Genomic DNA, 21,823 nt, shown 5'->3' on the forward strand with positions numbered 1-21,823 from the left:
AGGAAAGGGGTACCTATGAAGCACCAGCGCAAGCCGGATGGGACGGATGTCACGCAGGCAGTCCTCGTCCGCCAGATCACGCCTCATCCGCAGGTGGATGCAATCCGGGCGACGGCAACCGTGACCGGGACGCCGGCGGGGGAGACGCTCTGGGGGCTTTGGCCGGAGACAGTCATCGTCTCGGATGCCGGTGACGATCTCGTGCGGGGCGCTTTGGGGCCGGACTGGGCCTGGGGCGACGCCGGAAACGACACGCTGTTCGGCGCGGCGGGCGACGATCACCTGTTCGGAAACACAGGGAACGACAGCCTTCTGGGCGAAGACGGTGACGACGAGTTGTCCGGCGGGCTTGGCTACGACTGGGTGGACGGCGGGCCTGGCGACGACACGATTTCCGGCGGTCGGGGTGCGGATTCGCTCTACGGCGGTCCCGGCGACGACAGGATCTGGGGCGGCGACGATGACGAGTATGGCCCTGGCGCAGATGGTGACTACATCAATGGCGGCCCGGGCAACGACACGATCTTCACCGGCGGCGGGCAGGATTCCGTGGACGGCGGTGACGGAGACGACTGGATCTATGCCAACGGCGGCAGCCTGAACTTTGTCGAAGGAGGCGCGGGCAACGACACGCTGCTTGGCGGCTGGGGATACGATTTCCTGTTCGGTGGTCGCGGCGACGACTTCATCGGGGGTGGCCCCGGCAATGACGTCATCGAGGATACGCAGGGCAACAACAGCCTTCAGGGCGGAGACGGCCACGATACGATCATTGCGGGTGCCGGTGACGACCGGGTGATCGGCGGACCCGGCAACGACACGCTGGAAGGCGGGCTTGGCAGCAATTTCGTGGACGGCGGACCCGGCAACGACGTGATCTTCGATGGCGGCGGGAACGGGTTCTTCATCCCTGACAGCCGCGGGCCGGTACAGGTAAAGGACGACTTTGGCAGTTCCTGGATCGAGGGCGGTCCGGGCGACGACTGGATCAAGTCGGGCGGCGGATACGACACGTTGGTGGATGTGCAGGGCAACGACACGATCACCCTGTCCGGGGGCCCCGGCGACGGGGTGATCTGGGACCGGGACGGCACGAACGTGCTGACCGGCGGCACCGGCAATGACACGATCACCGGCGGCGGGGTCTACAACACGATCCGGGGCGGCGATGGCAACGACCTGATCCGGTCCTTTGCGGATGGTCTCATAGACGCCGGGCCGGGGGATGATACCGTCCATGTCTACGAGGGCGAAGACACCGTGGATGGCGGAGCGGGCAACGACTGGCTGGAGTCCGAGATGGGGAATGACACCGTGACCGGCGGGGCGGGGGCCGATACCTTCCTGTTCCGGCACCTCGGGTCGGCGGTGATCACCGATTTCGACCCGCTGGGCGAGGGCGACGTGGTGCAGGTCAGCCCGGCGGCGGGTTTCGCCGTCTGGCAGGACCTTTACGACGCCATGGTGCAGGTCGGCCCGGATGTGGTCATCACCGCGCCGGGGGGCGGGACGCTGACGCTCCAGAATGTCGACATGGCGGTGCTGGACGGCAGCAACCTGCTGCTCGCCGGGTAACGACCGCCCCTGACCTGGAACGGGGGCAGGTTCGGCCCGGCCAAGCCCCCCTGGCTCCCTGGTGCGGCCGCGGCCCGCGCCTCTACCCGGCCAGCCGCTCCGCCAGATGCCCGGCGCATCCGGTGAGGGCGGCGTAGTCGTCGTCCACGAGATGGACCGGGAATTGCGTCATGTAGGGGCCGAAGCGGCCCTTGTCGGCGAAGCTTTCGGCAAAGCCGAGGCTCAGCAGGTGCGGGCCGAAGTGCCGGACCACGCCGCCGACGAGGTAGATGCCGCCGAAGGGCAGGGTGGCGAGCGCCATATCCCCGGCATAGCGGCCCATGAAGCGCACGAACAGCTTGGCCGCCTGCGTCGCGCGGGGATCGCCGTTGCCGAAGGCCTCCATGATGGCGCTCGCGTCCAGCGGGGTGGCGGTGTCGCCTGCCTCATGGGAAAGGAAGGCGTGGATGCGTTCGAAGCCGCGCCCGGAGAGCACGTCCTCGATCCCCGGCGTGCCGTGTTTCGCCGCGACCCAGTCCTTCAGCCGGTGTTCGAGATCGGTCTGCGGCGCCATGTTGATGTGCCCCGCTTCGGCGGCGGGCACGAAGGTGTGGCCGTTCATGTAATACACGATCGCGATGTTCAGCCCGGTGCCGACATTGACCACGAGGCGCGTCGCGCCGGGTTCCGCGGGGCGTCCCGGCAGGACCGGCTTTTGCGATGACGCGTCGAGGTGGGCGACAGCGAAGCCCTGCGCCTGCAGGTCGTTGATCACGGAAACGGTATGCGCGCCGGTGGCCTCGGCGATGGCCTCCGATGCGATGGTCCAGCTGAGGTTGGTCATCTGCCCGACGCCGTTCTTCACCGGTCCGGCCATGTCGACGCAGACCGCCTCCGGCTTCGCATCGGAGCCGGAGAGGAAATCGCTCAGGATCGGCTCGATCCCCTGCTGGTCGGCGTTGCGGTAGCGTTTGACCGTGTGCATCTGCACCGTGGTGCCACGGGCAAAGGCCACGCGGGTGTTGGTTCCGCCGATGTCGGCCACGACCGCAAGGGGTTCTGTCATGTCAGCGCCTCAGGTTCTGTGCCAGTTGGTGGTATGACGCCTTGGGCGTGCGTTCAAGGGTGTCGAAATCGACGTGGACCAACCCGAAGCGCTGTTCGTAGCCGCAGGCCCACTCGTAATTGTCCATCAGGGACCACAGGTAATAGCCCTTGACCGGGATGCCCTCGGCAATCGCCCGCCGCACCGACTGCAGGTGTTTTTCGATGTAGGCGCTGCGCTGGGGGTCGTCCACGGTGCCATTCTCGATCACGTCCGGGGAGGCGAGGCCGTTCTCCGTGACGATCAGCGGCAAGGTGCCGGTGTATTCGCGTGCGGTGCGGGTGAGGAAATTGTAGAGCCCCTCGGGGTAGATCTCCCATCCCATGAGGGTCTTTTCCAGCGGGCCTTCGACTTCCTTCAGACCCGGCCACGCGCCGCCGTCCGGGCCGATGAGCTTGCGCGTGTAGTAATTGAGGCCGCACCAGTCCACTGGCGTGGTGATGGTGGGGAAATCGTCCTGCCAGCGGTCCGGCATATGCGGGCCGAGACCTTCGAGGACATTCGCCGGGTACTCGCCCCTGAACACCCCGCCGAGGAACCAGCGGTTGTAGATGCCGTCATAAAGCGCCGCCTTTTCCGCCGCTTCCGGACTGTGGTCCGCCGGATCGGCCCATTCGAAGTTGAACACCGCGCCGAGGTTCGTCATGCCGAGGTCGCGCATGGTCTGGATCGCCCGGCCATGGGCGAGCAGGACATGGTGCATCGCCCGGGCGGTGGCGCGGATGTCCTTGAGGCCGGGCGCGTGGTAGCCGAGGAAGTGCGAAAGCCAGGCCACGCACCACGGTTCGTTGATCGGGGCGACGGAGAACATCCGGTCGCCGATGCGGGACATGATGGCGTGGGTGTACTCCGCGAACCAGTCGGCGATGTCGCGGTTGCGCCAGCCGCCCCGGTCGAGGATCGGAACCGGCAGTTCCCAGTGATAGAGCGTCGCACAGGGCTTGATGCCGCGCGCCAGCATGGCGTCGGTGAGGCGGTCATAGAAGTCGAGGCCCTCGGGGTTGACCGTGAAGCCGTCCGGCATGACCCGCGCCCAGGAGGTGGAGAAGCGGTAGCAGTCGAAATTGCCCGCCGCGACGAGATCGAGGTCGGATTCGTAGCGGTGATAGTGGTCCACCGCGATACTGCCGTTTTCGGCGTTTTTCGTGTTGCCCGGGGTGGCGGCGAAGTCGTCCCACTGGCAGCGCCCGGCGCCGCCGAAACGGCTGCCTTCGATCTGGTAGGAGGAGGTGGCAACCCCGAAGTCGAATCCTTCGGGGAAATCCTTGCGGGTGAACAACATGGGAGGAACTCTCAGAGAGGCGCGGGGCCGGTGGAGGAGCCGATGATCAGCTCGGCTTCGAGAAGGTGGGTTTGCGGGGGCAGGCCCCGGTCTTCGATCAATTTCATCAGCATCTCCGCCGCCAGCCGCCCGGCCTGCCGCACGGAAGAGCGCGAGGCGGTGAAGATTGGCACGTCGATGCCGTTGCGCAGGTAATTCAGGTCGTCGTCATGGGTGATGACGGAGACATCGCGGCCCATGGTCAGGCCGCGGTCCTGAATGGCGCGGCGCACGCCGATGGCGGCGATCATCGAGGAGACGAGGAAGGCCGTGGGCGGTGCCGCGCCCGACAGCATGGCATCGGCAGAGGCAAACCCGTAGTTCTCGGTCATCTCGCCGGAGCGCATCAGCGCCGGGTCGGGGGCGAGGCCGCGGGCGAGCAGGGCCTCCTCGAAGCCGGCGCGACGGCGGTGGGCGAAGTCCATGAACTCCAGGCCGTTCACCAGCCCGATGCGGCGATGTCCGAGGTCCAGCAGGAAGTCCGTGGCGCGGCGGAAGGCGCGGTGGTTGTTGGTGTCGAGCCAGCTGTAGGGCGTATGGATGTCCGAGGCGCGGCCATGCACGACAAAGGGCATGTTCAGCTCCTGCAGGAGGCCGATGCGGGCGTCGGCCATGCGGGGGCCATGCACGATGATGCCGTCGACGTTGCCACGCGCCTTGATCGCGCGATAGGCGGCCTCTTCCTTGATGTCCTCGACAAGGCTGATGACCACTTCGTAGCCGTGCCGGGCATAGAGCGCCGCCGCGCCCTGCACGAAATCGCCGAAGATCGGGTTCACCATCTCGTGCTGGTGCGAGACCGGGAGGATATGCCCGATGGCCCGCGCCCGGCCCGTGGCCAGGCCCTGCGCCCGGGCGTTCGGGCTGTAGCCAAGCGCCTGCGCCGCCTTCTCCACCCGCGCCCGGGTGGTTTCGCTGACCTCCGGATAGCCGTTCAGCGCACGGCTGACGGTTGTGGGGGACAGGCCCAGGTGAGCGGAGAGTTCCTTCAGGTTCATGACTCATAGGAACCAAAGCGGTTTGGATTTGTAAAGGTTTGCGCGACTCATTTTTGTAGGAAATATTTGCAGAAGATCCGGTTCTGGCTGCACTGCAGCATAAGAATAAAGCGGATTTTGCATGGGCGCGATTGACAGGAAGCGAGAATCGGGCGATTGCTGCGGTATCCAAAGCGCTTTGGTAAAACTCCGGTTTGCCTTTGAGCGCGACTGGCCCATGTCAAACCGGGATGCGCACGTTCAGGGAGATTGTCGTTCGTGTGCACGGAGATGACGGGAAAACGATGAAGACGAAAAAAGACATCGGGAGGTCTGAATTCATGAAACGCAACTATCTTCTTGGCGTGGCCGCGCTGGCCATGATGGCCGGCTCCGCGCAGGCGGCCGACCTGACCATCGCCGGCCCCTGGACGGGCCCGGACGAGGCGCAGGTGCAGAAGGTTCTCGACCTGTTCCGCGAGCAGTCCGGCCTCGACGTGAGCTATGTCGGCTCCGACAGCTTCGAGCAGCAGATCGTGGTGGACGCCGAGGCGGGCAGCGCGCCCAACATCGCGGTGTTCCCGCAGCCCGGCCTTGCCGCGACCATGGCGAAGCGCGGCTTCCTGACGCCGCTCAAGGACGGCACCGCCGACTGGATCCGCGACAATTACGCGGCCGGGCAGAGCTGGGTCGATCTGGGCACCTACGCGGACGCCGACGGCAACGATCAGCTCTACGGCTTCTTCTACAAGGTCGATCTGAAATCGCTGGTCTGGTACATCCCGGAGAACTTCGAGGATGCGGGCTACGAGGTGCCGCAGACCATGGAAGAGCTCAAGGCGCTGACCGACCAGATCGTGGCCGATGGCGAGACGCCGTGGTGCATCGGTCTGGGCTCCGGCGGCGCGACCGGCTGGCCGGCGACCGACTGGGTCGAGGACATGATGCTGCGCACGCAGTCCCCCGAGGACTATGACGCCTGGGTGTCCAACGAGCTGAAGTTCAACGATCCCAAGGTGGTGGCCGCCATCGAGGAGTTCGGCTGGTTCATCGAGGACAACCGCGTGGCGGGCGGCCGGGGTGCCGTGGCCTCCACCGACTTCCGCGACTCGCCGAAGGGCCTCTTCGACGCGCCGCCGCAGTGCTACATGCACCGCCAGGCGTCGTTCATCCCGGCCTTCTTCCCGGAAGGCACCGAGGTCGGCACGGATGTGGATTTCTTCTACTTCCCGGCCTACGCGGAGAAGGACCTCGGCGCTCCGGTGCTCGGCGCGGGCACGCTCTGGGCGATCACCAGCGAGAACGACGCGGCGCATCAGTTCATCGCGTTCCTCGAAACCGTCGAGGCGCATGAGGCGTGGATGGCGCAGAAGGGCTTCCTGACCCCGCACAAGGGCGTGAACCCGGATGCCTTCTCCGACCCGACGTTGAAGAAGATGAACGAGATCCTTCTGGGCGCGACCACCTTCCGTTTCGACGGCTCCGACCTGATGCCGGGCGGCGTGGGCGCGGGCTCGTTCTGGACCGGCATGGTCGATTACGCCGGTGGCAAGGACGCGCAGACCGTGGCGGACGAGATCCAGGCCAGCTGGGACGCGCTGAAGTAAGCGGACGGGGGCGGCTCCTGCGGGGGCCGCCTTTCGCACCCGGGGAGGGGTGCGCTGCAAGATCCGTGGATGGGTTTTGCAAGAATCTCGAAAGATTTTTGCCGCCTGGCGGCGGGGGAGGGCGCGATGCATCCGGCACTTCAGGGCATTCTGACCATTGTCATCGGGGTCAGCGGGTGCCTCGCCTATTTCTACTTTTCCAACCAGTTCCTCGACAAGGTGCTCTACCCCGCGAAGGGGCCGAACGCCGGGCGCAACATCAACCGCGCCAACATGATCCGGCCCTGGCTGTTCCTGTTTCCGGCGCTCTTTGCCCTGACACTCTATCTCGCCTACCCGGTATTCGAGACCTTCCGCCTGTCGCTGACCGATCGCGACGCGGGCGGCGCCTTCGTCGGGTTCGACAACTACAGCCAGATGATGGCCGACCCGAAGTTCTGGGAGGCCATGCGCAACAACATGCTGTGGCTGATCGTGGTGCCCGCCATGTCCACCGCCTTCGGTCTGCTGGCGGCGCAGCTGACGGACCGGATCAAGTGGGGCAACATCGCGAAATCGCTGATCTTCATGCCGATGGCGATCAGTTTCGTCGGCGCTGCGGTGATCTGGAAGCTGGTCTATGACGCGCGCCCGCCCGGCTCCGAGCAGATTGGCGTGCTGAACGCCTTGTATGTGTTCTTCACGGGCAACGATCCACAGACCTGGCTGACTATTCCGTTCTGGAACAACTTCTTCCTGATGATCGTGCTGATCTGGATCCAGACCGGCTTTGCCATGGTGATCCTCTCCGCCGCCCTGCGCGGCATCCCGGAAGAGACCATCGAGGCGGCCATCGTCGACGGGGCCAACCCGTTCCAGATCTTCTTCAAGATCAAGGTGCCGCAGATCATGTCCACCATCATGGTCGTCTGGACGACGATCACGCTGGTGGTGCTCAAGGTCTTCGACATCGTCTTTGCCATGACCAACGGCCAGTGGGAGACGCAGGTTCTGGCGAATTACATGTACGACAAGCTGTTCCGCTCGCTGGACTGGGGGGTGGGCAGTGCCTCGGCCATCGTCATCATGGTGCTGGTGACGCCGATCCTCGTCTGGAACGTGTACAACGCCCGCAAAGAGATGCGGTAAGGGAGAGGTACCGCGCTCAAGTAGCGAAGCGGTAGCGCAAAAGGAAAGCTCATGGATAACATCGCAGGAACCAAGTCCTCTCTCACCTGGGCCGTGCATATCGCAACGGCGCTGCTGGTGATCCTCTGGCTTTTCCCGACGGTCGGACTTTTCGTGTCGTCCTTCCGGACCGCCGACCAGATCAGCGGTTCCGGCTGGTGGAAGGCGCTGTTTCCTTCCGAGCAGACGGTGCAGTACCGCAGTGCCGATCCGGACGGGCGCGTGGCCGATGGCGCGGGTTTCGTGGTGCAGGGCAACCTGTTCACCGAGGCGGGCGAAAAGGTCGGTGAGAAGTCGATCAGCACCTGGGGCGTGAGTTCGCGGGATGTGTCCGCCTTTACCGCCGGGGATACCGCCGATCTCGGCGACGGCGAGAGCATGAGCGTGAGCGAGACCGGCGATTACGTCTGGCGCGGCAGTGACGAGCAGCTGTCGGGGCGGGGCCAGCGCGTCTTTGTCACCGTGACCAGCCCGCCGGAGTTCACGCTGGAGAATTACGAGTTGGTGCTGTTCTCCGGCAATAACACGGACGGCATGGCAAAGGCCTTCTTCAACACGCTGACCGTCACGGTGCCTGCCACGATCATCCCGATCGTCATCGCCGCCTTCGCGGCCTATGCGCTGGCCTGGATGGATTTCCCGGGGCGGGCCTTGCTGGTGGCCTTCGTGGTCGGCCTGCTGGTGGTGCCGCTGCAACTGGCGCTCATTCCGCTCTTGAAGCTGCATCTGGGGATCGGCATCGGCAAGGGTTACCTGGGCGTGTGGCTGGCGCATACCGGCTTCGGGTTGCCACTGGCGATCTACCTTTTGCGGAACTACATGGTCGGCCTACCGCGCGACATCATCGAGAACGCGCGGGTGGACGGGGCGACGGATTTCCAGATCTTTACCAAGATCATCCTGCCGCTGAGCTTCCCGGCGCTGGCCTCCTTCGCGATCTTCCAGTTCCTCTGGACATGGAACGACCTGCTGGTCGCCAAGGTCTTCCTGATCGACGCGACGGGCCAGACCACGGTCATGACCAACCAGATCGTCGAACTTCTAGGCACCCGCGGCGGCAACTGGGAAATCCTCGCGACGGCGGCCTTTGTCTCCATCGCGGTGCCGCTGATGGTGTTCTTTGCGATGCAGAAATACCTCGTGCGCGGCCTGCTGGCGGGGTCGGTGAAGTGAGGCGAGGCCTCATCCCGGACAAGCGCAGCGCGGTCCGGGATCTCCCGCCGCAGGCGCGACCTTGAACATGAGGCCCCGGATCAGGTCCGGGGCGAGCGAAACACGAAAGACAATCGAGGCACTCCATGCTGAGACCCCTGACAGAAAACCCCGATTGGTGGCGCGGCGCGGTGATCTACCAGATCTATCCGCGCTCCTACCAGGACAGCAACGGCGACGGCATCGGTGACCTTCTGGGCATCACCAACCGCCTGCCGCATATCGCCTCGCTGGGCGTTGATGCGATCTGGATTTCGCCGTTCTTCACCTCCCCGATGCGGGATTTCGGTTATGACGTCAGCGATTACTGCGATGTCGACCCGATGTTCGGCAGCCTCGCGGATTTCGACGCTCTGATCTCCATGGCGCATCAGCTGGGCGTCAAGGTGATGATCGACCTCGTGCTGTCGCATACGTCGATTGACCACCCGTGGTTCGCGGAAAGCCGGGTGTCGAAGGACAATCCGAAATCCAATTGGTATGTCTGGGCCGACGCCAAGCCGGACGGCACACCGCCGAGCAACTGGCTGTCGATCTTCGGCGGCTCGGCCTGGCAGTGGGACGCGCAGCGGTGCCAGTATTACCTGCACAACTTTCTGACCACCCAGCCGGACCTGAACTTCCACGAGCCGGAGGTTCAGGACGCGCTGCTGAAAGTGGCGGAGTTCTGGCTGCAGCGCGGGGTGGACGGCTTCCGCCTCGATACGATCAACTTCTACGTCCACGATCAGGAGTTGCGCGACAACCCGGCCCTGCCAGCAGAGCGGCGCAACCCGATCACTGCCCCGGCGGCGAACCCCTATACCTGGCAGGATCACCAGTACGACAAGAACCGCCCGGAAAACCTCGAGTTCCTGCGCAAGCTCAGGACGCTGATGAACCAGTACGGCGCGGCGGCGGTGGGCGAGGTCGGGGACGACCTGTATGGCCTCGACATCCTGGGCGAGTACACCTCCGGCGGCGACAAGGTGCAGATGAGCTATGCCTTCGAGCTGCTCTCCTCGGTGCCGCCGACGGCGCAATACGTCAGCGAGGTGATGGGCGCGGTTGACGAGAAGGCCCCGGAAGGCTGGGTCTGCTGGGCCTTCTCCAACCACGACGTGCCGCGCCACATCTCGCGCTGGAAGCTGACCGATGCGGCGGCGCGGGCCTATACCACGCTGATGATGTGCCTGCGCGGCTCGGTCTGCATCTACCAGGGCGAGGAGCTGGGCCTGCCGGAGGCGGAGCTGCGCTTCGAGGACCTGCAGGACCCCTACGGCATCCAGTTCTGGCCGGAGTTCAAGGGCCGCGACGGCTGCCGCACGCCGATGGTCTGGGACAACAACAACCAGAACGGCGGCTTCTCCAGCGGCCACCCGTGGCTGCCGGTCAGCCATGACCACCTGCCGCGGGCGGTGTCGGAGCAGGAGAAGGACCCGGGGGCGCTCTTGCACCATTACCGCAAGGCGATCCACTTCCGGCACTCGCATGAGGCGCTGGTCAAGGGCACGCATGACACCGTCCGGGCCGAGGGCACCGTGGTCTGTTTCACCCGCAAGTCGGAGAGTGAGGAGATCTTCGTCGCGGTGAACCTTTCGGGCGATCCCTACACGATCGAGATGCCGGAGGGAGACTGGCACCAGATCGGGATCGAACTGGGCAGCACCGGCCCGGCGCCGGACGGCAAACTGCATCTCGGGCCGTGGCAGCCCGCGCTGGCACTCAAGCACACGCCCAAGGCGTAAGGGAGGAGGGGGAGACATGGCCAATCTGAAGCTGACCAACGTCGAGAAGACCTACGGCGGCACGGTCAACGTGCTCAACAACATCAACCTCGATATCGAGCAGGGGGAGTTGATCGTCTTCGTCGGCCCGTCCGGCTGCGGCAAGTCGACCCTGCTGCGGATGATCGCCGGTCTGGAGAAGATCACCGGCGGCGAGTTGCAGATCGACGGCGTGGTGGTCAACGACGTGCCACCCGCGCAGCGCGGCATTGCCATGGTGTTCCAGAGCTACGCCCTTTACCCGCACATGACCGTGCGGGAGAACATGAGTTTCGCGCTGAAGCTGGCGAAGAAGTCGCAGAGCGAGATTGACGCGGCGGTGACCCGGGCGGCGAAGATGCTGCAGCTGGAGCCGTACCTCGACCGCCTGCCGAAGGCCTTGTCGGGCGGTCAGCGGCAGCGGGTGGCGATCGGGCGGAGCCTCGTGCGGGACCCGAAGGTCTACCTCTTCGACGAGCCTCTGTCGAACCTCGACGCGGCGCTGCGTGTCGCGACGCGGATCGAGATTGCGCAGTTGAAGGAGCAGATGCCCGACCGGACGATGATCTACGTCACCCACGATCAGGTGGAGGCGATGACGTTGGCCTCGCGGATCGTTGTTCTGGCGAACAAGGGCATCGCGCAGGTGGGCACGCCGCTGGAGCTGTATGAGCGCCCCAATGGCGAGTTCGTGGCGCAGTTCATCGGCTCCCCGTCGATGAACCTGCTGCCGGGTGAGGTGATCGGCACCGGCGCACAGACCCGCGTTAGGCTTGCCGGAGGCGGAGAGGCGCTGTCTGATTATCCGACGTCAGACGCGGACATGGGCCTGAAGGTCAACGTGGGCGTGCGGCCGGAGGATTTCGTGACCGCAGACGGACCGGCGATCTTCGAGGGCAAGGTTGAGATCACCGAGGCGCTGGGCGAGGTGACGCTGCTGTATTTCGAGAAGCAGGGCGGCGCACAGGCGGTGATCGGCAAGCTGCCGGGCATCCACCGCGAGGTGCGGGGCCAAACCGTGCGTCTGACGGCGGCGCCGGAGAAGGTGCACCTCTTCGCCGAGGGCAAATCGCTGCTGTATCGGTAGGGCGACGAAGTCTTGCAAAGACTTCGGTCCGGTTTCTTTGAAAGAAACCGGCAGCCGGGGCGCAGCCCCGGCCTACGGGAGGTCCGGTCCGGCCTCCGGATCGTGCATCCGCCGCACCCGGGTCTCCTGCGGCGGGCCGGGCCAGAATTGGACGCGGTAGCGGTCTTCGCCGTCCAGACCGTCTTCGGACAGGCTGTCCAGCCCGGTCATGGACACCCGCGCCCGGTATGTGCCCGGGGCGAGGGGCAGGCGGGCCGCATCCGGCTCGAAATCCGTGCAGCCCATGGCGATCAGCCGCCCCGAGGCGCATCGGATCGCCCCGTCGACGATGTGATCCCAGCCGGTCAGCTCCAGCGGCGGCGCCTCCGGCAGAATCTCCACGCGCAGCGGCACGTCCATGTTGCGGGCGGTGAAGACCACGATGTGATCGCCGCCGAAGACCGTCCTGCGCAGCATGTCGTCGGTGGTCCAGCGCTCCGGCGCGAGGTCCACTTCGGCGTCGTCCATGAGGTACAGCTGGTGGTAGTCGGCGAAGAGGGTAAGGTCGGTGATCACCCGCTCAGATGTCCCGGAATAGGTTGTCATCCTCGACGAAGTCCACGCGGCCTTCGTCCACCGTGCCGTTGTTGATGTCGCGCACCTCGACGCGGCCGTCGCCGTAGCCGATGACCACCTGGTCGCAGATGTCGATGAACAGGCCGTTCTCCACCACGCCGGGGATCTGGTTCAGCACCATGGCCAGCTGGCGGGGGTTGCCGATGCGCCCGAGGTGCAGGTCCAGAATGTGGTTGCCCTCGTCGGTGATGTAGGCGCGCTCGCCGGTCATGCGCAGGCTGGTCTGGCGGCCCATGACGTCCATGGAGACCAGCGTTTCCTCGATCAGCGTCTGGGTGGTGCGCCAGCCGAAGGGGATGATCTCCACCGGCAGGGGGAAGCTGCCGAGGTTCTCCACCTCTTTCGCCGCGTCGGCGATCACCACCATCTGGTCGGAGGCCGTGGCGACGATCTTCTCCTGCAGCAGCGCCCCGCCGCCGCCCTTGACGAGGCTGAGGTTGCCGTCGAACTCGTCGGCGCCGTCGATGGTGATGTCGAGCCACTTCGCCTCGTCGAGGCTGATCACGTCGATGCCGACGTCGCGGGCGAGGTCCGCAGTGCGCGTGGAGGTCGGCACACCCTTGATCCGAAGGCCCTCCTCGCGGACCATCTCGCCGAGGCAGCGCACCAGCCAGGCGGCCGTGGAGCCGGTTCCGAGGCCGACACGCATGCCATCCTCGACGAAGGCGGCGGCCCGTTTGGCGGCCACGAACTTGGCCTTGTCGATGGGAGACAGCTCGGACATGGGGGCTCCTGTCAGGGTTTCCCGAGCGTTATAGGCCCTGGACCCGCGGCAGGCGAGTGCCAATTCGCCGCGACCGGCGTGCACCGGCCGGGTCGGGACGGCTCAGCGCGCCCGCGGTTTCCGGCGTCGCGCGGCGAGGGCACCCAGCCCGCCGAGGAGCAGGAGACCGCTGGCGGGCAGCGGGACCTGAGACGGCACCGCGTTGGCGAAGAAACTGATGTCGAAACCCTCCTCCACGTCGGTCACGTTCAGCCCTTCGACGGTGAGCACCGGGGCGGCGAACTCGTAGAGTATGTACCCGGCCAGATCGCTTATAATATAGGCGGTGCCTTCCTGCACGAAGGTCGCGGAGTCCGAGGCGGCAAAGCCGAGGTCGATCCCGGATTTGCGCACCGCCGAGGAGTTGTCGTTCACCGCGAGGAACAGCAGGCTGGTGATCGCCTGGTCGAAGGTGATGACGAAGGTGTCACCCATGTGCACATCGTCATAGACGTAGGTGTCGGCACCGATGGTGTAGCTGGCTGTGCCGGTCAGCAGGGCAAAGCCGCCGGGGGTGATGGACCAGCCGATGCCGTTCGAGGTGCCGGTCGCGACGCTTGTGCCGTTGGTCAGCCGCTCGAAGGTCTGGCTGGTCATGTCGATGTCGGCAAAGGTCGCGGCGGACGCACCACCGGCGACGAGCATGAGGGAAAGCAGGGCAAGAGAGCGCATGGCCGTCTCCGATCCGAATGATTTTAGCCTGGAAATTAATGGTTGAAGGCTATCGGGCCGTGGTGCAACGAGTCAACCGAAACGGAGCCAACTGCTGCGAGCCCTTGCCATGCCCGAGTCCCTGATCCTGCACTACGCCCCGGACAATGCCTCGATGATCGTGCGGCTGGTGCTGGAGGAGCTTGGGCTGCCTTACGAGACCCGGCTGGTGGATCGCGCCAGCGGGGCGCAGGGCAGTGCGGCCTACCGGGCGCTAAACCCGGCGGGGCTGATCCCGGCGCTGGAGACGCCGGATGGCGTGATGGCCGAGACCGGAGCGATCCTGCTCTGGCTGGCGGACAGGCACCGGCGCATGGCCCCGGCGGTGGACAGCCCGGAGCGGGGCGCGTTCCTGCATCGTCTGTTCTTCCTGTCGAACACGCTGCACCCGATGCTGCGCATGAGCTTCTACCCGGGCAAATACGTGGGGCGCGATGCCGGTGCGCGGCAGGCCCTGCGGGACACGCTGCGCGGTCCGGGGGAGGCGTTCATGACCTTGCCCCGGGCGCTGGCGCAGCTGGAGGGCTGGCTGGCGCCGACCGGCGCGGTGTATTTCGGCGGCGCGGCGCCGTCGGTGATCGACGCCTATGCCGCGGCGGTTCTGCGGTGGTGCGGTCTCTATCCGGAGGGGCAGACCGGATGGTTCGATCTCGGCGCATATGCGGCGCTGAGGGGCATGGCGGCGGCTTTCGAGGCGCGGGAATCCGCACAGGCCGTCGCCCGTGCGGAGGGGCTTGGGCCGCGACCGTTCACCGATCCGCAGACCTGCCAACCGCCGGAGGGCTCGGCGCTCTGACGGGCGGCGCTCGATTGCGCAGCGGGCCGCCGCAAGTTCCCGGCATCCTGTCGCTTTCGTGTCGCGCAACGGGCCGAACACGCCGTATGCAGGGGCAAGACACGAAAGGGAATGCGCATGTTTCTGTCCGTCTTCGACATGTTCAAGGTGGGGGTTGGCCCGTCGTCCTCACACACCATGGGGCCGATGGTGGCCGGGGCGAAATTCCTTGAGCGCCTGCGGGCGGCGCCCTTCGCTGCGCATGGTTTGAAAGCCTCGCTGCACGGCTCGCTGGCCTTCACGGGTGTGGGACACGCAACTGACCGGGCCACGGTGCTGGGGCTCGCGGGGTTCGTGCCAGAGAGCTATGACGCGGAAAAGGCAGAGGCTTGTCTTGCGCGGATCCGGGAGACGGGGGAGGTGACGCCGGAGGGACTGCCGCCGTTGCGGTTCAACCCGGAGACCGACCTGAAGTTCGACTTCGGCCCGGCGCTGCCCGGCCATGCCAACGGGATGATCCTGAGCGCGCTGGACGGGCAGGGCGACGTGATCCTGCAGGAAACGTATTACTCTGTCGGGGGCGGCTTTGTCCTGACGGAGGCGGAGCTTGCTGCGGGCAAGGATACGGACGAGGGCGACCCGGTGCCCTATCCGTTCAAGTCGGCGGCGGAGATGCTGGAAATGGCGAAGGCGTCCGGGCTGAGCATTGCAGGCATGAAGCGGGCAAACGAGCTGTCGCGGCGTCCCGCGGAGGGGCTGGACAGCGGCATTGCCCGGATCTGGGAGGTGATGAACGGCTGCATCCAGCGCGGGCTGGAAGGCGAGGGCATCCTGCCCGGCGGGCTGAAGGTCAAGCGGCGTGCGAAGGCGATCCATGACCAGTTGCTGGCGGAGCGTGGGATGAACCTGACCGCGCCGCATACCATCAACGACTGGATGAGCTGCTATGCCATGGCGGTGAACGAGGAGAACGCAGCGGGCGGGCAGGTGGTCACGGCACCGACCAACGGCGCGGCAGGTGTGGTGCCGGCGACGATCCGCTACTGGCTCGACTTCGTGCCGGGGGCGACGGCCTCCAAGGTGCCTGAGTTCCTGCTGACGGCGGCGGCGATTGGCGGGCTGGTGAAGTACAACGCGTCGATTTCCGGCGCGGAGGCGGGCTGTCAGGCGGAGGTCGGCAGCGCCTCGGCCATGGCGGCGGCGGGGCTTTGCGCGGTGATGGGCGGCACGCCTGAGCAGATCGAGAATGCGGCGGAGATTGCGCTGGAGCATCACCTCGGCATGACCTGCGATCCGGTGAAAGGTCTGGTGCAGGTACCCTGCATCGAGCGCAACGGGCTTGGGTCGATCAAGGCGGTCTCGGCTGCCTCGCTGGCGTTGCGCGGGGATGGCACGCATTTCGTACCGCTGGATTCGGCGATCGAGACCATGCGTCAGACCGGACGGGACATGCACGAGAACTACAAGGAGACGTCCCTGGGCGGTCTGGCAGTGAACGTGCCAAACTGCTGAGGCGGGCGGCAAAACGCTTCGAAGCGTTTTGCAAAAGCCTTGGAAGGCTTTTGGGGCTGGTCTCCGGCGTGGCGTGCACCGTCAGGTCAGGATTTTCGAGTATTTTCCAAGAGAAGAAAGCCAGGGACCCGTGCCCGCTCTTGCACGTGCGCCCGGCTCGTGACACGTCGCAGGGATGCAGGTGAAGACACTCATCCTCGGGGCCGGGGCGGCGGGCCTCATGGCGGCGGCCTATGCCGGTCGCGATGTGCTGCTTATCGACCATGCCAAGGCGCCGGGCGAGAAGATCCGGATTTCCGGCGGCGGGCGGTGCAACTTCACCAATATGCACTGTGCGCCGGGCGCCTTCCTCGGCGAGAACCCGCATTTTCACAAGTCCGCCCTGGCGCGGTATACCCAATGGGATTTTCTCGATCTCGTCGGACGGCACGGCATCGCCTGGCATGAAAAGACGCTGGGGCAGCTGTTTTGCGATGAGAAGGCGACGCAGATCGTGGCGATGCTCCTCGATGAGATGGAGCGGGCCCAAGCGCGGCTCTGGCTGCAGACCGAGGTGAAGGGGCTGCGCCATGCGGGCGGGCTGTTCCACGCCAGTCTCGACCGCGAGGGGCGACGGGAGACGGTGACAGCGCAGAACCTGATCGTGGCGACCGGCGGCAAATCGATCCCGAAGATGGGGGCCACGGGGCTGGCCTATGACATTGCCCGGCAGTTCGGCCACTCCGTGACGGAAACGCGCCCCGCGCTGGTGCCGCTGACCTTCGACAAGACGCGGTTTGCGCCGATTTCGGGTGTCTCGCTGCCGGTGCGGGCGTTCAACGCGCGCACCGGGTTCGACGAGGCGCTGCTGTTCACGCATCGGGGCCTCTCCGGTCCCGCGATCCTGCAGCTCTCGTCCTACTGGCGTGAGGGCGAGGAGATCCGCATCGACCTGTTGCCGGGGCAGCAACTCGCGGCGCATCTGCGGGCACAGCGCGGGACACACGGCCGGCGGGCGCTGACCACGGAGCTTGGCGCACTCATGCCCGCGCGGCTGGTCTCGCTGCTGGCGCAGGAGATGGACCTTTCGGGCAATCTCGCGGACCTCGCCGACCGGCGGATCGACGCCTTGTCCGAGACCCTGCACGGCTGGACGCTCAAACCCACCGGCTCGGAGGGCTACCGCACCGCGGAGGTCACGCTGGGCGGCGTCTCCACCCGGGGGATCAGCTCGAAGACCATGATGTCCGAGACTGTTCCGGGGCTCTATTTCATTGGCGAGGCGCTCGATGTCACCGGCTGGCTCGGGGGGTACAATTTCCAATGGGCCTGGTCCTCCGCCGTCGCTGCGGGCCGGCACATTGACGCAGTGGAAACCTAAAAAACCGCTCAAACTTTACGCAATTTGACTCTTCCGCTATAGGGCACGAGTTCCGGAATGACCTTTCGGGGCGCGAAACAGCGAAAAGACACAAGTCGATGTGGCGTTCCTTATTTCTAGCACTAACCCTTGCGATTCCCGCGATTCCCGCCCAGGCGGAGATGAACACCACCGCCAAGCGCCTCTACCTGATGGAACAGAAGGCTCTCGGCCGCGCCGGATCGGCGCATCTCGGCGATCTCGTGACCCCCGTGGCGCTTGAGGTCGGTGCCGGCTCTTCCAGGCTCAATTACTCCAATGACTGGCTCGCCCGCCAGCCGCGCGCGCAGGGTGGGGCCGAGTGGCGCTGCCTGTCCGAAGCGCTCTATTTCGAGGCGCGGGGCGAGACCGCAAAAGGTCTGTTCGGCGTTGCCGAGGTCATCCTGAACCGCGTCGACAGCCCGCGCTATCCTAATTCCGTCTGCGGCGTGATCAACCAGGGCACCGGCAAGAAATTCGCCTGCCAGTTCACCTATACCTGCGATGGCCGTCCGGAGCGGATCACCGAGCCCGCCGCCTGGGAACGCGTCGGCAAGGTTGCGCGGATCATGCTGCAGGGCGCGCCGCGTCCGCTGACCCAAGGCGCGACCTTCTACCACACGACGGCCGTGCGCCCGACATGGGCAAAAAAGTTCCGCAAGACGGCAAAGATCGGCACGCACCTGTTCTACAGCCGCTGATTGGTCGCTATGACGCCATGAAAGGACGCCTCTCGCGGGGCGCTCGGGACCAAGGACCGTATTGACGGTGCCAGACCGCCCATGACCGGGAGCTTTCACATGGCCGATGAAATCCGCCTCGCCTTCGCGCATCCATCGGAGCGCGCCATCGCCACCGCGGGCGACGAGCCGCGCGACCGCATCAGCCTGCGCGATCACGTGGTCGAGGCGGAGATCGGAGCATTCCAGGCGGAGCGCGGCACCACGCAGCGGCTTCAGTTCAACGTCGTGGTCGAGGTGATCCCGCTGACCGGGACCATCGAGGACGACGTCGATCGAATCCTGTCCTACGACCGGGTGACCGAGGCGATTGCCCATGAGCTCGCGGCGGAGCGGCTGAACCTCCTGGAGACGCTGGCCGAGCGGATCGCGGAGCGCATCCTGCTGGAGCCGCAGGCGGCGCGGGCCTTCGTGCGGATCGAGAAGCTGGACCGGGGGCCGGGGGCGCTCGGGGTCGAGATCGTGCGCAGCCGCCGGGATTTCGGCGAGCACCTCAAGGCGATGGCCGGGGAAGTGGCGCAGGAGCGGCCGCATCCGCGGGTGGTCTACATCTCCAACGCCGCGATGATGGACCCGCGTCTGGGCGACTGGATCGACACGTTGTCGGCGAAGCGCGAGCCGGTGATCTTCTGCGTCGGACGTCCCGATCTGCCGGCGCCCCAGACCGGGCACAAGATGACCCAGCGGCGGATCGACCTGCTGTCCATCGAGCAGAACGGCTGGATGCTGGCGGCGCGGGATTTCCGCTGCAAGGTGGTCGCGACGCGCACGGAACTCGACTGGGCGATGAAGAACGGCCAGATCTGCGTCTGGGCACCGTCGAAGATCGTGCTGGACGCGACGCAGGGTCCGAAGGCGCAGCCGCGCGATTCCGTGGCGCTGGCGGCCTGGTTCGCGGGCGAAATGGAGGCCTGCGAGTTGGTGGTGATCGGCGAGCCCCTGCCTGAAGGCGCGGAGGTGCTGATGCGCAGCGTGGCTCCGGGCGCGGATCTGTTCGCGGGCTGACGGTCAGTCCGTGTCGAACTGCAGCCTGTAGAGGTCCTGGTAGGGGCCGTCGCGGGCGATCAATTCATCATGTGTCCCCTGGTCGACCACGCGGCCCTGGTCCATCACGACGATCTTTCCCGCGCTGCGGATGGTGGCGAGGCGGTGGGCGATGACCAGCGTGGTCCGCCCCTGCGACAGCCGTTCCAGCGCCGCCTGGACCACCGCTTCGGACTGGGCGTCGAGGGCGCTCGTGGCTTCGTCCAGCAGCAGGATCGGCGTGTCGCGCAGCAAGGCGCGGGCGATGGCGACGCGCTGGCGCTGGCCCCCGGACAGGTTGCTCCCGCGCGGGCCGACGGGCGTGTCGAGACCGTGTTCCAGCCGGGACAGGAAGTCGGTGACATGGGCGGCTTCGAGCGCTGGCAGGAGCTTCTCGTCGGGCACGTCCTGCCCCAGAACGACGTTCTCGCGCAGGGTTTCGTCGAACAGGAGGCTGTCCTGGCTGACCACGGAGAACAGGCGGCGCAGGTCCGCCAGCTTCATGTCCTTCGTGGCGACGCCGCCGATGAGAACCTCCCCCTGATCGGTGTCCAATAGCCGGGTCAACAGGTTGAAGATCGTGGACTTTCCCGCACCCGAGGCGCCGACGAGGGCGGTGGTCTGGCCGGGCTCGGCGGTCAGGGTCACGCCGCGCAGCGCCGGGGCGTCGCCAAAGCTCAGGTGGACGTCCTTGAGTTCGATCCGGGGCACGCCCTGCGGCGGGGGCACCGGGGAGACCGGGTCCTGCAGCGCGGGCTGCGTGTCCATCAGCCCCTTGATCCTCTCGAGACTCGCCGCCGCCTGCTGCCAGGCGCCGCTGACCGCCCCGAGCCGGCGCAGCGGCTCGAAGGCGAGGCCGATGGCGGTGAAGAAGGCCATGAAATCGCCGACGGTCTTGGTTCCCGACAGGATCTCGTTGCCGCCGTAGAACAGCACGCCGACAAAGCCGATGCCGCTCATGATGTCGATCAGGCCGGGCAGGGCGGCCTTGCCCGCCGCCGCCTTCGTTTCCGACCGGACGCGGCCCTTGGTCAGGCTGCGATAGCGTTTCGATTGATAGCCTTCGAGGGTGTTGAGCTTGACCGGGGTGATGCCGTGAAAGACCTCGTTGAGGTGGGTCGACATGGCGGCGGTCACGTCGCGCAGCACCCGGGACGTCGCGCGGACGTAGCGCTGCAGGAAGACCGATGGGATCACCAGCAGCGGCGCGCCGACGAGCGCCACCAGCGTCCAGCGCCAGTCGATGGTCAGCGCCACCCAGAACAGCGAGATCAGCGCCACCGCGTCGCGCCCGGCGCCGGTGATCAGCGTGGTCCAGACCCGGCCGATGGCGGAGACGTCGCCCTCCACCCGGTGCATCATCAGCCCCGGCCCGTTGATCTGGTGAAAGCCGCTGTCCTGCGCCATGATGTGATCGAGCATGTCCTGCCGCATCACGCCCATGGACAGCTGCGAAATCCGCGTCAGCAGCACCTTCTGCACGATCCCCGCCACGGCACGGACGGCGAATATCCCCATGACCGCAAAGGCCACCCAGGTCAGCGCCGAGGCGTTGCCGCCGACGAAGACATCGTCGAACATCGGCTTCATCATGTAGGACAGCATGCCGAACATCGCCCCTTCGAGCGACATGAAGATCATCGCGATGATCATCAGCCCGGTGTAGCGCTTGAGATACCCCCGCCAGAGCCACAGGAACAGCCCGCGCGCGGCGTCGGGCGCGATCTGCTTTCTGGGATCCTTCGGTTTGCGGCTCATGCCGTCACTGTGTCACGCGGCATGGGCCGCGTCCATCAGGGCCCGGGCCGTCTCGGCCGCCGGTCTGCGCGCCTCCCAGGCCGCCTGGATCGGCTTTGCCGCGTATTCGCTGCGAATCCAGTCCTCGAAGCCGATGGATCCGAGGGACAGCCGCGCCTCGTAGAGGTCAAGGATGTAGTCCTGCACGCCGGTCGCGGTGAAATCGAGGTGGATGTACTTGAGGCCGAGCTGCTTCTTCGCCTCCTGAATGGAGGCGCCTTCGAAGACCATCAGGTACATTGCCGCGACGAACCCGGCCCGGTCCGCGCCGCTCTTGCAATGGAACATCAGCGGTTTTTCCGCCTCCCGCAGGGCGTCGATCACCGCGACGATGCGTTTGCGCGGGGCGGCCTCGCGGGCCCAGAGCTTGGCATTGACGAGGGTCATGCCGAGCGCCTCGACGCTTTCCTTCTCGAACAGGTAATGCGCGTGCTTGTCCTCGCCGCGCAGGTTCACCACGGTCCGGATGCCCATGGCGGCGTATTTCTCGAACCGCGCGTGGGTCGGCTGGTTGGAGCGCCAGACGCCCGGGGCCACTGGCCAGAAGTTGGTCCAGAAGATGCGCAGGAAGGCGTGGTCGAACAGGTGGTAATGCAGCTTGGAGAGCCGCCGGGCCGATGGCGTCGAGATGTCCTTGCCCCACGACCGGCGGAAGCGGCGCTCCGCATTGTCGAGCGAGGTCCAGAGTTTACGCAGCATCAGGCCTTACCTGTCATCATCAGGGGCGGGATGTA

19 protein-coding genes are annotated in these 21,823 nt (G+C 66.0%); 11 read left to right on the forward strand and 8 right to left on the reverse strand.

Features of this window, described 5'->3' with window-relative positions:
- Positions 1-15 precede the first annotated feature (15 nt).
- A complete protein-coding gene (locus tag ACP159_RS12505; protein WP_425100055.1) occupies positions 16-1,575 on the forward strand; it encodes a calcium-binding protein in 1,560 nt (519 codons plus the stop codon).
- Between the two features lie 82 nt (positions 1,576-1,657).
- On the opposite strand, the gene ACP159_RS12510 is transcribed toward ACP159_RS12505, so the two are convergent.
- The 3 genes from ACP159_RS12510 to ACP159_RS12520 are packed head-to-tail and all read right to left on the reverse strand — an operon-like array spanning position 1,658 to position 4,978.
- Positions 1,658-2,620, reverse strand: a complete 963-nt coding sequence (locus ACP159_RS12510; protein WP_425100056.1) for an ROK family protein — start codon at positions 2,618-2,620, stop codon at positions 1,658-1,660.
- Position 2,621: 1 nt separating this feature from the next.
- Positions 2,622-3,941, reverse strand: coding sequence for a GH1 family beta-glucosidase (locus ACP159_RS12515; RefSeq protein WP_425100057.1), 1,320 nt, complete (start codon positions 3,939-3,941; stop codon positions 2,622-2,624).
- Positions 3,942-3,952: 11 nt separating this feature from the next.
- Positions 3,953-4,978: a LacI family DNA-binding transcriptional regulator gene (locus ACP159_RS12520; RefSeq protein WP_425100058.1), complete on the reverse strand. Its 1,026-nt coding sequence runs from the start codon at positions 4,976-4,978 to the stop codon at positions 3,953-3,955.
- Between the two features lie 320 nt (positions 4,979-5,298).
- On the opposite strand from ACP159_RS12520, the gene ACP159_RS12525 reads away from it, so the two are divergent.
- The 5 genes from ACP159_RS12525 (at position 5,299) to ACP159_RS12545 (ending at position 11,775) form a co-directional block, all read left to right on the forward strand.
- On the forward strand, positions 5,299-6,564 hold the full coding sequence (locus ACP159_RS12525) for an ABC transporter substrate-binding protein (RefSeq protein WP_425100059.1): 1,266 nt from the start codon (positions 5,299-5,301) through the stop codon (positions 6,562-6,564).
- 126 nt (positions 6,565-6,690) lie between these two features.
- A complete protein-coding gene (locus ACP159_RS12530) occupies positions 6,691-7,692 on the forward strand; it encodes a carbohydrate ABC transporter permease (protein ID WP_425100060.1) in 1,002 nt (333 codons plus the stop codon).
- Between the two features lie 51 nt (positions 7,693-7,743).
- Complete coding sequence (locus ACP159_RS12535; RefSeq protein WP_425100061.1) at positions 7,744-8,904, forward strand: carbohydrate ABC transporter permease; 1,161 nt, start codon at positions 7,744-7,746, stop codon at positions 8,902-8,904.
- A 125-nt stretch (positions 8,905-9,029) separates the two neighbouring features.
- The gene (locus ACP159_RS12540) at positions 9,030-10,670 is read left to right on the forward strand and encodes an alpha-amylase family glycosyl hydrolase (RefSeq protein WP_425100062.1); all 1,641 of its coding nucleotides are present in this window, start codon (positions 9,030-9,032) and stop codon (positions 10,668-10,670) included.
- Positions 10,671-10,686: 16 nt separating this feature from the next.
- The gene (locus ACP159_RS12545; RefSeq protein ID WP_425100063.1) at positions 10,687-11,775 is read left to right on the forward strand and encodes an ABC transporter ATP-binding protein; all 1,089 of its coding nucleotides are present in this window, start codon (positions 10,687-10,689) and stop codon (positions 11,773-11,775) included.
- Between the two features lie 72 nt (positions 11,776-11,847).
- Here the strand turns inward: ACP159_RS12545 and ACP159_RS12550 are convergent, their stop codons facing one another.
- From ACP159_RS12550 to ACP159_RS12560, 3 genes are all read right to left on the reverse strand, one after another.
- Positions 11,848-12,360, reverse strand: a complete 513-nt coding sequence (locus ACP159_RS12550) for a hypothetical protein (protein WP_425100064.1) — start codon at positions 12,358-12,360, stop codon at positions 11,848-11,850.
- The gene (gene rpiA / locus ACP159_RS12555) at positions 12,335-13,114 is read right to left on the reverse strand and encodes a ribose-5-phosphate isomerase RpiA (protein WP_425100065.1); all 780 of its coding nucleotides are present in this window, start codon (positions 13,112-13,114) and stop codon (positions 12,335-12,337) included. The genes ACP159_RS12550 and rpiA overlap by 26 nt, the downstream gene beginning before the upstream one ends.
- 102 nt (positions 13,115-13,216) lie before the next feature.
- Positions 13,217-13,825, reverse strand: coding sequence for a VPLPA-CTERM sorting domain-containing protein (locus ACP159_RS12560; RefSeq protein ID WP_425100066.1), 609 nt, complete (start codon positions 13,823-13,825; stop codon positions 13,217-13,219).
- Between the two features lie 109 nt (positions 13,826-13,934).
- Here ACP159_RS12560 and ACP159_RS12565 point away from each other — a divergent pair, with 109 nt between their 5' ends.
- From ACP159_RS12565 to ACP159_RS12585, 5 genes are all read left to right on the forward strand, one after another.
- Positions 13,935-14,660 carry a glutathione S-transferase family protein gene (locus ACP159_RS12565; RefSeq protein WP_425100067.1) on the forward strand — a complete coding sequence of 242 codons (726 nt, stop codon included), beginning with the start codon at positions 13,935-13,937 and terminating at the stop codon, positions 14,658-14,660.
- Positions 14,661-14,777: 117 nt separating this feature from the next.
- Positions 14,778-16,151, forward strand: coding sequence for an L-serine ammonia-lyase (locus ACP159_RS12570; RefSeq protein ID WP_425100068.1), 1,374 nt, complete (start codon positions 14,778-14,780; stop codon positions 16,149-16,151).
- A 175-nt stretch (positions 16,152-16,326) separates the two neighbouring features.
- The gene (locus tag ACP159_RS12575; protein WP_425100069.1) at positions 16,327-17,511 is read left to right on the forward strand and encodes an NAD(P)/FAD-dependent oxidoreductase; all 1,185 of its coding nucleotides are present in this window, start codon (positions 16,327-16,329) and stop codon (positions 17,509-17,511) included.
- A gap of 161 nt (positions 17,512-17,672) precedes the next feature.
- Positions 17,673-18,230 (forward strand): cell wall hydrolase, encoded by a 558-nt coding sequence (locus ACP159_RS12580; protein WP_425100070.1) that lies wholly within the window; start codon positions 17,673-17,675, stop codon positions 18,228-18,230.
- Between the two features lie 99 nt (positions 18,231-18,329).
- Complete coding sequence (locus ACP159_RS12585) at positions 18,330-19,274, forward strand: dihydroneopterin aldolase (protein WP_425100071.1); 945 nt, start codon at positions 18,330-18,332, stop codon at positions 19,272-19,274.
- A 3-nt stretch (positions 19,275-19,277) separates the two neighbouring features.
- Here the strand turns inward: ACP159_RS12585 and ACP159_RS12590 are convergent, their stop codons facing one another.
- Together ACP159_RS12590 and ACP159_RS12595 are read right to left on the reverse strand one after the other, a co-directional pair.
- Entirely contained in the window at positions 19,278-21,050 is a 1,773-nt protein-coding gene (locus ACP159_RS12590) for an ABC transporter ATP-binding protein (protein ID WP_425100072.1), read from the reverse strand.
- Between the two features lie 12 nt (positions 21,051-21,062).
- Complete coding sequence (locus ACP159_RS12595; RefSeq protein ID WP_425100073.1) at positions 21,063-21,788, reverse strand: fused DSP-PTPase phosphatase/NAD kinase-like protein; 726 nt, start codon at positions 21,786-21,788, stop codon at positions 21,063-21,065.
- Positions 21,789-21,823: the final 35 nt, after the last annotated feature.

Origin of the sequence: Tropicibacter sp. S64, from assembly GCF_049803835.1 — a bacterium.
In the GTDB taxonomy this organism is placed as follows: domain Bacteria; phylum Pseudomonadota; class Alphaproteobacteria; order Rhodobacterales; family Rhodobacteraceae; genus Pacificoceanicola.

What these genes read in the sequence shown, in the direction of transcription:
- ACP159_RS12505 (WP_425100055.1), top strand. Translation starts at nt 16, where the DNA reads ATGAAGCACCAGCGCAAGCCGGATGGGACGGATGTCACGCAGGCAGTC.
- ACP159_RS12510 (WP_425100056.1), bottom strand. Translation starts at nt 2,620, where the DNA reads ATGACAGAACCCCTTGCGGTCGTGGCCGACATCGGCGGAACCAACACC.
- ACP159_RS12515 (WP_425100057.1), bottom strand. Translation starts at nt 3,941, where the DNA reads ATGTTGTTCACCCGCAAGGATTTCCCCGAAGGATTCGACTTCGGGGTT.
- ACP159_RS12520 (WP_425100058.1), bottom strand. Translation starts at nt 4,978, where the DNA reads ATGAACCTGAAGGAACTCTCCGCTCACCTGGGCCTGTCCCCCACAACC.
- ACP159_RS12525 (WP_425100059.1), top strand. Translation starts at nt 5,299, where the DNA reads ATGAAACGCAACTATCTTCTTGGCGTGGCCGCGCTGGCCATGATGGCC.
- ACP159_RS12530 (WP_425100060.1), top strand. Translation starts at nt 6,691, where the DNA reads ATGCATCCGGCACTTCAGGGCATTCTGACCATTGTCATCGGGGTCAGC.
- ACP159_RS12535 (WP_425100061.1), top strand. Translation starts at nt 7,744, where the DNA reads ATGGATAACATCGCAGGAACCAAGTCCTCTCTCACCTGGGCCGTGCAT.
- ACP159_RS12540 (WP_425100062.1), top strand. Translation starts at nt 9,030, where the DNA reads ATGCTGAGACCCCTGACAGAAAACCCCGATTGGTGGCGCGGCGCGGTG.
- ACP159_RS12545 (WP_425100063.1), top strand. Translation starts at nt 10,687, where the DNA reads ATGGCCAATCTGAAGCTGACCAACGTCGAGAAGACCTACGGCGGCACG.
- ACP159_RS12550 (WP_425100064.1), bottom strand. Translation starts at nt 12,360, where the DNA reads ATGACAACCTATTCCGGGACATCTGAGCGGGTGATCACCGACCTTACC.
- rpiA (WP_425100065.1), bottom strand. Translation starts at nt 13,114, where the DNA reads ATGTCCGAGCTGTCTCCCATCGACAAGGCCAAGTTCGTGGCCGCCAAA.
- ACP159_RS12560 (WP_425100066.1), bottom strand. Translation starts at nt 13,825, where the DNA reads ATGCGCTCTCTTGCCCTGCTTTCCCTCATGCTCGTCGCCGGTGGTGCG.
- ACP159_RS12565 (WP_425100067.1), top strand. Translation starts at nt 13,935, where the DNA reads ATGCCCGAGTCCCTGATCCTGCACTACGCCCCGGACAATGCCTCGATG.
- ACP159_RS12570 (WP_425100068.1), top strand. Translation starts at nt 14,778, where the DNA reads ATGTTTCTGTCCGTCTTCGACATGTTCAAGGTGGGGGTTGGCCCGTCG.
- ACP159_RS12575 (WP_425100069.1), top strand. Translation starts at nt 16,327, where the DNA reads ATGCAGGTGAAGACACTCATCCTCGGGGCCGGGGCGGCGGGCCTCATG.
- ACP159_RS12580 (WP_425100070.1), top strand. Translation starts at nt 17,673, where the DNA reads ATGAACACCACCGCCAAGCGCCTCTACCTGATGGAACAGAAGGCTCTC.
- ACP159_RS12585 (WP_425100071.1), top strand. Translation starts at nt 18,330, where the DNA reads ATGGCCGATGAAATCCGCCTCGCCTTCGCGCATCCATCGGAGCGCGCC.
- ACP159_RS12590 (WP_425100072.1), bottom strand. Translation starts at nt 21,050, where the DNA reads ATGAGCCGCAAACCGAAGGATCCCAGAAAGCAGATCGCGCCCGACGCC.
- ACP159_RS12595 (WP_425100073.1), bottom strand. Translation starts at nt 21,788, where the DNA reads ATGCTGCGTAAACTCTGGACCTCGCTCGACAATGCGGAGCGCCGCTTC.